We start from the raw sequence: 5,054 nt of genomic DNA, 5'->3' as shown, positions 1-5,054 counted from the left end.
GCCACTTCGCGGCGGCCTCCCGCTGGGTGAACTGCCCGGTCAGCACCGACACGAACAGCTCCCACTTCTCGCTCGGCGGCAGCAGCCGACGAGGCTTGCGTTCTTCTCTCACAGCACCAGCCGACGACATGACCATCCTCCAGACGTGTCAGACACGCCCACGAATGGCCGGGTATTCTTCCCCGCTCCTGCCTCATTAAGTCAAACGCAAAACACGACCCCGGGAGCGCCGTGAGGCGTTTCCCCGTTGGTCGGTGCCGTCCGTGAACCGATGGCGGGGCAGAGCGAGAGCGCGACCGGCACCCGGTCGCTCAACTCCATGCGCGCGTAGAGGGCGAGCATCTCCGCGCGTTCGTCGTCGCGCAGCGCAACGTCGTGCTCGCAGCAGGCATCCGCGATCAACTCCAGAGCCAGACCGTACTCACCGGCGGCGATGAAGGAGCGAACCTCCTTCACGTCGTCATGGGCGAGTCGATCATCCAGCCTGACCAGCACGGCGGACAGCCGTCGACGCGTTTGCTTCCACTCGTTCATACACGGATGCTCTCATGGGGGCCGAGCTCATGCCTCGCGTCCGGGCCAGCGGCTCAACCCGGCGGCAAGAGTCTGTCGGCATGAACCCGTCGACACGACGACCAGCGCGGGGCGCGGGCGCGGCGCCATCGGCTCGCGTGGGCGAAGGATGCCGTCGGCTCCCGGCTGTGGCCCGTCCCGCTGGCGGCGGTGATCGTCGGCGTGCTGCTCGGGATGGGCATCCGAGCGATCGACCAGCTTGCCCATGCGCACCTGCCGATGTGGTTCTCGGTGATCGTGTTCGGCGGGGGAGCGGAGGCCGCACGGGCGGTGCTGTCGGCTGATCGTTGCACGGAGCGAGCCGGCATCAGTCGGGTTCGACGTAGACGTGATCGGCGTCCGTTCCCGGGCGTACCCGCAGCATCCCGCGATCCCCGTCGGGGATCGCGACGACGATGTTGCCGTCGACGCTCGCGTGCGGCGTGAGTGCCCGCAGTCCGAGGGCTGGCTCCGGCGCCACGGTGACGGTGTCGACGGGGGTGATGACCGCGCCGTCGTCGGTGATGTACTGGCACGCCGTGAAGGACGAGTGTCCCGACCCGTCGCCCGTGTAGGTCACGGTGAGGTTCACCACGGCATACTCGAAACCGGTCGGCGGCGGTGGGTTGAGTGGACTGGCCGCGAGGACCGTCGCGGTGGCATCGCGCTCGAATCCGTTGACGCTGACGGTGTAGTCCTCGCCGACGACATCGGCTCCGACCGGCAGCGGGGTCGCGGCGGAGCCGGCCCCCACCCGCCGGGCGGAGGGGGAGACGGCAGGCGCCACCGCCGGGGTCGCCACGCCCGCCGAGTCGCCCGTGCGCGGGTTCGTGGCGGCCACCGCGATCACGATGCCCACGATGATCAACGCAAGGATGATCAGGGCGAGCGCAGTTCCCAAGAGAACACGGCCGACCGACCGCGAACCGCCGACGTGTGCCGCCACGGGGCGTCCGAACTGTTCGTCTTTTCGATGGCCGTGCCGATGTCGCGCCGCCGTGTGCATCCCCGCTCTTCCCTGCCCCCTTCTCCCATTGATATCACGGGGATGGGGGAGTGACCACGGGCTCGCGCCGGACTTTCGTGCGACCCCGGGGGTGTCGCACAGGGCGCTCACCGGCGCGACGCATAGGCTCGACAGGTCATGATCCGGTTCGACCACGTCACCAAGCGCTACCGCGGCACCACCAAGCCGGCCCTGAGCGACCTCGCCTTCGAGGTGCAGCGCGGTGAGTTCTTGTTCCTGGTCGGTGCCTCGGGGTCGGGCAAGTCCACGTGTCTGCGGCTCGTACTGCGGGAAGAGACGCCCACCGAGGGGCACGTCGTCGTCCTCGGACGCGACCTGAGTACGCTGTCGTCGCGCAAGGTGCCCTACTTCCGTCGGCACATCGGTGCGGTGTTCCAGGACTTCCGGCTGCTGCCCAACAAGACGGTGTTCCAGAACGTCGCCTTCACGCTGCAGGTCATCGGTTCCTCCCGAGCCTTCATCCAGCAGTCGGTGGCCGAGGTGCTCGACCTGGTGGGCCTGGAAGGCAAGAACAAGCGCCTGCCGCACGAGCTCTCTGGCGGTGAACAGCAGCGCGTCGCCATCGCGCGCGCGCTGGTGAACCGGCCGCAGATCCTGCTCGCGGATGAACCGACCGGAAACCTCGACCCGGCGACATCGGTGGACATCATGCAGTTGCTGGCGCGGATCAACGCGGGTGGCACGACGGTGGTCATGGCCACCCACGCGGCGGCCTTCGTCGACCAGATGCAGCGGCGCGTCATCGAGTTGCGCGGCGGCGTCGTGGTGCGCGACGACACGCACGGCGGTTACGGCGACCGCTCGAACATCCCCACGCTCGCCCCCGCCGCCGAGCGCGGCGCGGCCGCCGATGCGGCGTTGTCCGCGGTGATCGAGTTGCAGCGCGAGATCGAGCGCGACGAACTGTCCCGGGCGCACCCCGCCGCCGAGCCACCGCCGGAGGAGGACGTGCGGGAGCCCGCTCCCGCGGCATCCACGACCGCACGGCCGATCGCGATCGACGCCCCCGACGTCGATCTGGAGGCGCTGGGCCTGGACGGTCCCGGCGTCGCCGACCGGTTGGGGCTCGGGGAGCGCGGCGAGGACGGCGCCGAGAATGTGGGGCCGACCTCATGAGGTTCGGTCTCGTCCTGGCTGAAGCATTGTCGGGCCTGCGGCGCAACGCGTCGATGGTCGTCTCCGTGGTGCTGGTGACCTTTGTGTCGCTGACCTTCGTCGGCGCCGCGATGCTGATGCAGATGCAGATCAGCAAGATGCGCGACTACTGGGTGGACCGCGCCCAGGTGGCGGTCTTCATGTGCCGGGCGGACTCGTCCACCGCGTCGTGTGCGGACGGGGCCGCCACCGCCGAGCAGCTGGATGCGGTCCGCGTACGACTGGACAGCGATGCCCTGGTCGACGTCGTGCGGGGCGTGCGTTTCGAGTCCGCCGATGAGGCCTACCAGAAGGTCCTCGACCTCTACGGCGACGACTACGCCGACTTCATCACCCCGGAGCAGCTCGGCGAGACGTACTGGGTGAACCTGGTCGATCCGAGCAAGACGGACGTGATCGCAGAAGCCTTCGGCGGCATGGACGGGGTCGAAGAAGTCAAGGACCAGATGCAGTACCTGGAGCCGCTGTTCACGGCGTTGACGATCGCGACCTACATCGCGGTGGGCATCGCGGGGCTCATGCTCGTGGCGGCGGTGCTGCTGATCGCCACGACGATCCGCCTGTCCGCGTACGCCCGGCGAAGAGAACTCGGCATCATGCGACTGGTCGGGGCGTCGAACCGGTTCATTCAGACTCCGTTCATCCTGGAGGGCGTGTTCGCCGCCTTCATCGGTTCGCTGCTCGCCGGCGGCGCCATCGTGCTCGGCGTGCATTTCGGTGTGCAGCGCTATCTCCGTGAGCGCGTGGACTTCGTGACCAGTTGGGTGGATCTGAGCGACGTCGCCGTGGTCATCCCGCTGATCGTCGGCGTCGGTCTGCTGCTGGCGGCGTTGTCGGCAGGCTTCGCCATCCGCCGCTGGTTGCGCATCTGACCGGCCCGCGTCCGTTAGACTGATCGGCTGCCGAGCGCAGACCCCGCCGGCAACATCGAGGAGTCAGCATGCCCAGGGAACGTGGCGAGAAGGTCATCGCGACCAACCGTCGCGCGCGCCACGATTACGCCATCGAGAAGACCTACGAGGCCGGTTTGGTGCTGACGGGCACGGAGGTGAAGTCGTTGCGGCAGGGCCGGGCGAACATCACCGATGGCTACGCGTTCATCCAGGGCGACGAGGCGTTTCTCGACGCCGTCCACATTCCGGAGTATTCCCAGGGCCACTGGACGAACCACGCTGCCAAGCGCACCCGCAAGCTCCTGCTGCGCAAAGAGGAGATCATCAAGCTGAGCCACGCCATCTCCGCGGGCGGGTACACACTGGTTCCGCTGAAGCTGTACTTCTCCGACGGCCGCGCCAAGGTGGAGATCGCCGTGGCCCGGGGCAAGCGCGAGTACGAGAAGCGGCAGACGATCCGGGAACGCGAAGACAAGCGCGAGGCCGAGCGCGCCATGCGCACACGCAACCGGCTGGGGGACTGACCGGCCGGTGCGACCCGTCGAGTGTCGATGCCGAGGCTAGGTCGCGCGGAAGCGGGCCTCGACGGCGGCCGCGATCGTGATGTCGTCGGGGTGGATGTCGATGGCCGACGCGCGCAGCATGGTCGCTGTGCGGGCGTTGTCGCCGAGCATGCCGGCATCGGCGATCTCGACCGGCGTCAGTGTGCCGCGGCCGATCGCGCCGGCGTAGGCGTGAGCGCGTTCGACGGCGACGGCGACAGCCTCGAAGGCGACCTCGCGCTCGATGCGGGCGTGCGACTGCGGCGCGAGCTCCCACGTGAGGGGGCCGATCTGGATGCCGTCGTGCACGGCCAGGGTGTTCAGCCAGTCCGAGAGGGCCATCGTGTCGGTGAACGTCGCGCTGATGTCGACCGTTGCGTGGTGCACGAGGGGGAGCTGCGTGCCGTCACGGTTCTCCGGGCACTCGGACCAGACCGCGGGCCGCTGACTGTGCCACGCGGCGACGACACCCCGCTCGTGCCGGTGGGCGAGGCCCGTGCGCACCGGCTCCGCGATCGCGGCGATCCGCTCGATCACAGCGCCGCGCTCGGGCCCGTCGACGGCGACCGTGATCTGTGCCGTCGCTCGTTCGGCGGGGACGCTGCGGCGGCTCTCGCCGCGCACCGTGATGATGACCTCGCTCATGATCGGGAGCCTACGCGGAATGGCGCGGCGCTTGCATCCGTTGTATTCTGGGATGCTCGGACGCATCAGCATCCGAGAGACAACTCCACAGCGTGACAGTGGCTTCTCGCCGTGCGGCGTTCGGGGATGATCGGTTTCGACATCGCCTGTGAAGCGACGAGAAGCGGGCCGAGGATGCAGAGTTATCTCGTGAACGCCCTCTGCAAACCAATAAGTGCCGATGCATATCGCTCTGACTTC

Annotated in this window: 7 protein-coding genes and 1 other RNA gene; 4 read left to right on the top strand and 4 right to left on the bottom strand. The window is 68.4% G+C overall.

Annotated features, from left to right (window positions below; translation table 11 throughout):
- Nucleotides 1-201: 201 nt before the first annotated feature.
- From ACK5KK_RS15985 to ACK5KK_RS15975, 3 genes are all read right to left on the bottom strand, one after another.
- Nucleotides 202-534, bottom strand: a complete 333-nt coding sequence (locus ACK5KK_RS15985) for a MafI family immunity protein (RefSeq protein ID WP_416891072.1) — start codon at nt 532-534, stop codon at nt 202-204.
- Between the two features lie 27 nt (nt 535-561).
- Complete coding sequence (locus ACK5KK_RS15980) at nt 562-780, bottom strand: hypothetical protein (protein WP_416891071.1); 219 nt, start codon at nt 778-780, stop codon at nt 562-564.
- Between the two features lie 100 nt (nt 781-880).
- On the bottom strand, nt 881-1,453 hold the full coding sequence (locus ACK5KK_RS15975) for a hypothetical protein (RefSeq protein ID WP_416891070.1): 573 nt from the start codon (nt 1,451-1,453) through the stop codon (nt 881-883).
- A 243-nt stretch (nt 1,454-1,696) separates the two neighbouring features.
- Here ACK5KK_RS15975 and ftsE point away from each other — a divergent pair, with 243 nt between their 5' ends.
- The 3 genes from ftsE to smpB all read left to right on the top strand — a co-directional run bounded on the left by ftsE (nt 1,697) and on the right by smpB (nt 4,151).
- Entirely contained in the window at nt 1,697-2,695 is a 999-nt protein-coding gene (ftsE, locus tag ACK5KK_RS15970) for a cell division ATP-binding protein FtsE (protein ID WP_416891069.1), read from the top strand.
- Nucleotides 2,692-3,606 (top strand): permease-like cell division protein FtsX, encoded by a 915-nt coding sequence (gene ftsX / locus ACK5KK_RS15965; RefSeq protein ID WP_416891068.1) that lies wholly within the window; start codon nt 2,692-2,694, stop codon nt 3,604-3,606. Before ftsE ends, ftsX begins: the two co-directional genes overlap by 4 nt.
- A 68-nt stretch (nt 3,607-3,674) precedes the next feature.
- Complete coding sequence (smpB, locus tag ACK5KK_RS15960) at nt 3,675-4,151, top strand: SsrA-binding protein SmpB (protein ID WP_416891067.1); 477 nt, start codon at nt 3,675-3,677, stop codon at nt 4,149-4,151.
- Between the two features lie 36 nt (nt 4,152-4,187).
- On the opposite strand, the gene ACK5KK_RS15955 is transcribed toward smpB, so the two are convergent.
- The gene (locus ACK5KK_RS15955) at nt 4,188-4,814 is read right to left on the bottom strand and encodes an SIMPL domain-containing protein (protein WP_416891066.1); all 627 of its coding nucleotides are present in this window, start codon (nt 4,812-4,814) and stop codon (nt 4,188-4,190) included.
- Nucleotides 4,815-4,936: 122 nt separating this feature from the next.
- Here ACK5KK_RS15955 and ssrA point away from each other — a divergent pair.
- Nucleotides 4,937-5,054: a transfer-messenger RNA gene (gene ssrA, locus ACK5KK_RS15950) on the top strand; the annotation flags it as partial.

It is taken from the genome of Microbacterium sp. (assembly GCF_047972865.1).
GTDB lineage: Bacteria > Actinomycetota > Actinomycetes > Actinomycetales > Microbacteriaceae > Microbacterium.
This window is presented reverse-complemented; position numbering and strand designations above follow the sequence as displayed.

Excerpts from the sequence above, each read along its gene's own strand:
- ACK5KK_RS15985 (WP_416891072.1), bottom strand. The coding sequence starts at position 534 with ATGAACGAGTGGAAGCAAACGCGTCGACGGCTGTCCGCCGTGCTGGTC.
- ACK5KK_RS15980 (WP_416891071.1), bottom strand. The coding sequence starts at position 780 with ATGGGCAAGCTGGTCGATCGCTCGGATGCCCATCCCGAGCAGCACGCC.
- ftsE (WP_416891069.1), top strand. The coding sequence starts at position 1,697 with ATGATCCGGTTCGACCACGTCACCAAGCGCTACCGCGGCACCACCAAG.
- ftsX (WP_416891068.1), top strand. The coding sequence starts at position 2,692 with ATGAGGTTCGGTCTCGTCCTGGCTGAAGCATTGTCGGGCCTGCGGCGC.
- smpB (WP_416891067.1), top strand. The coding sequence starts at position 3,675 with ATGCCCAGGGAACGTGGCGAGAAGGTCATCGCGACCAACCGTCGCGCG.
- ACK5KK_RS15955 (WP_416891066.1), bottom strand. The coding sequence starts at position 4,814 with ATGAGCGAGGTCATCATCACGGTGCGCGGCGAGAGCCGCCGCAGCGTC.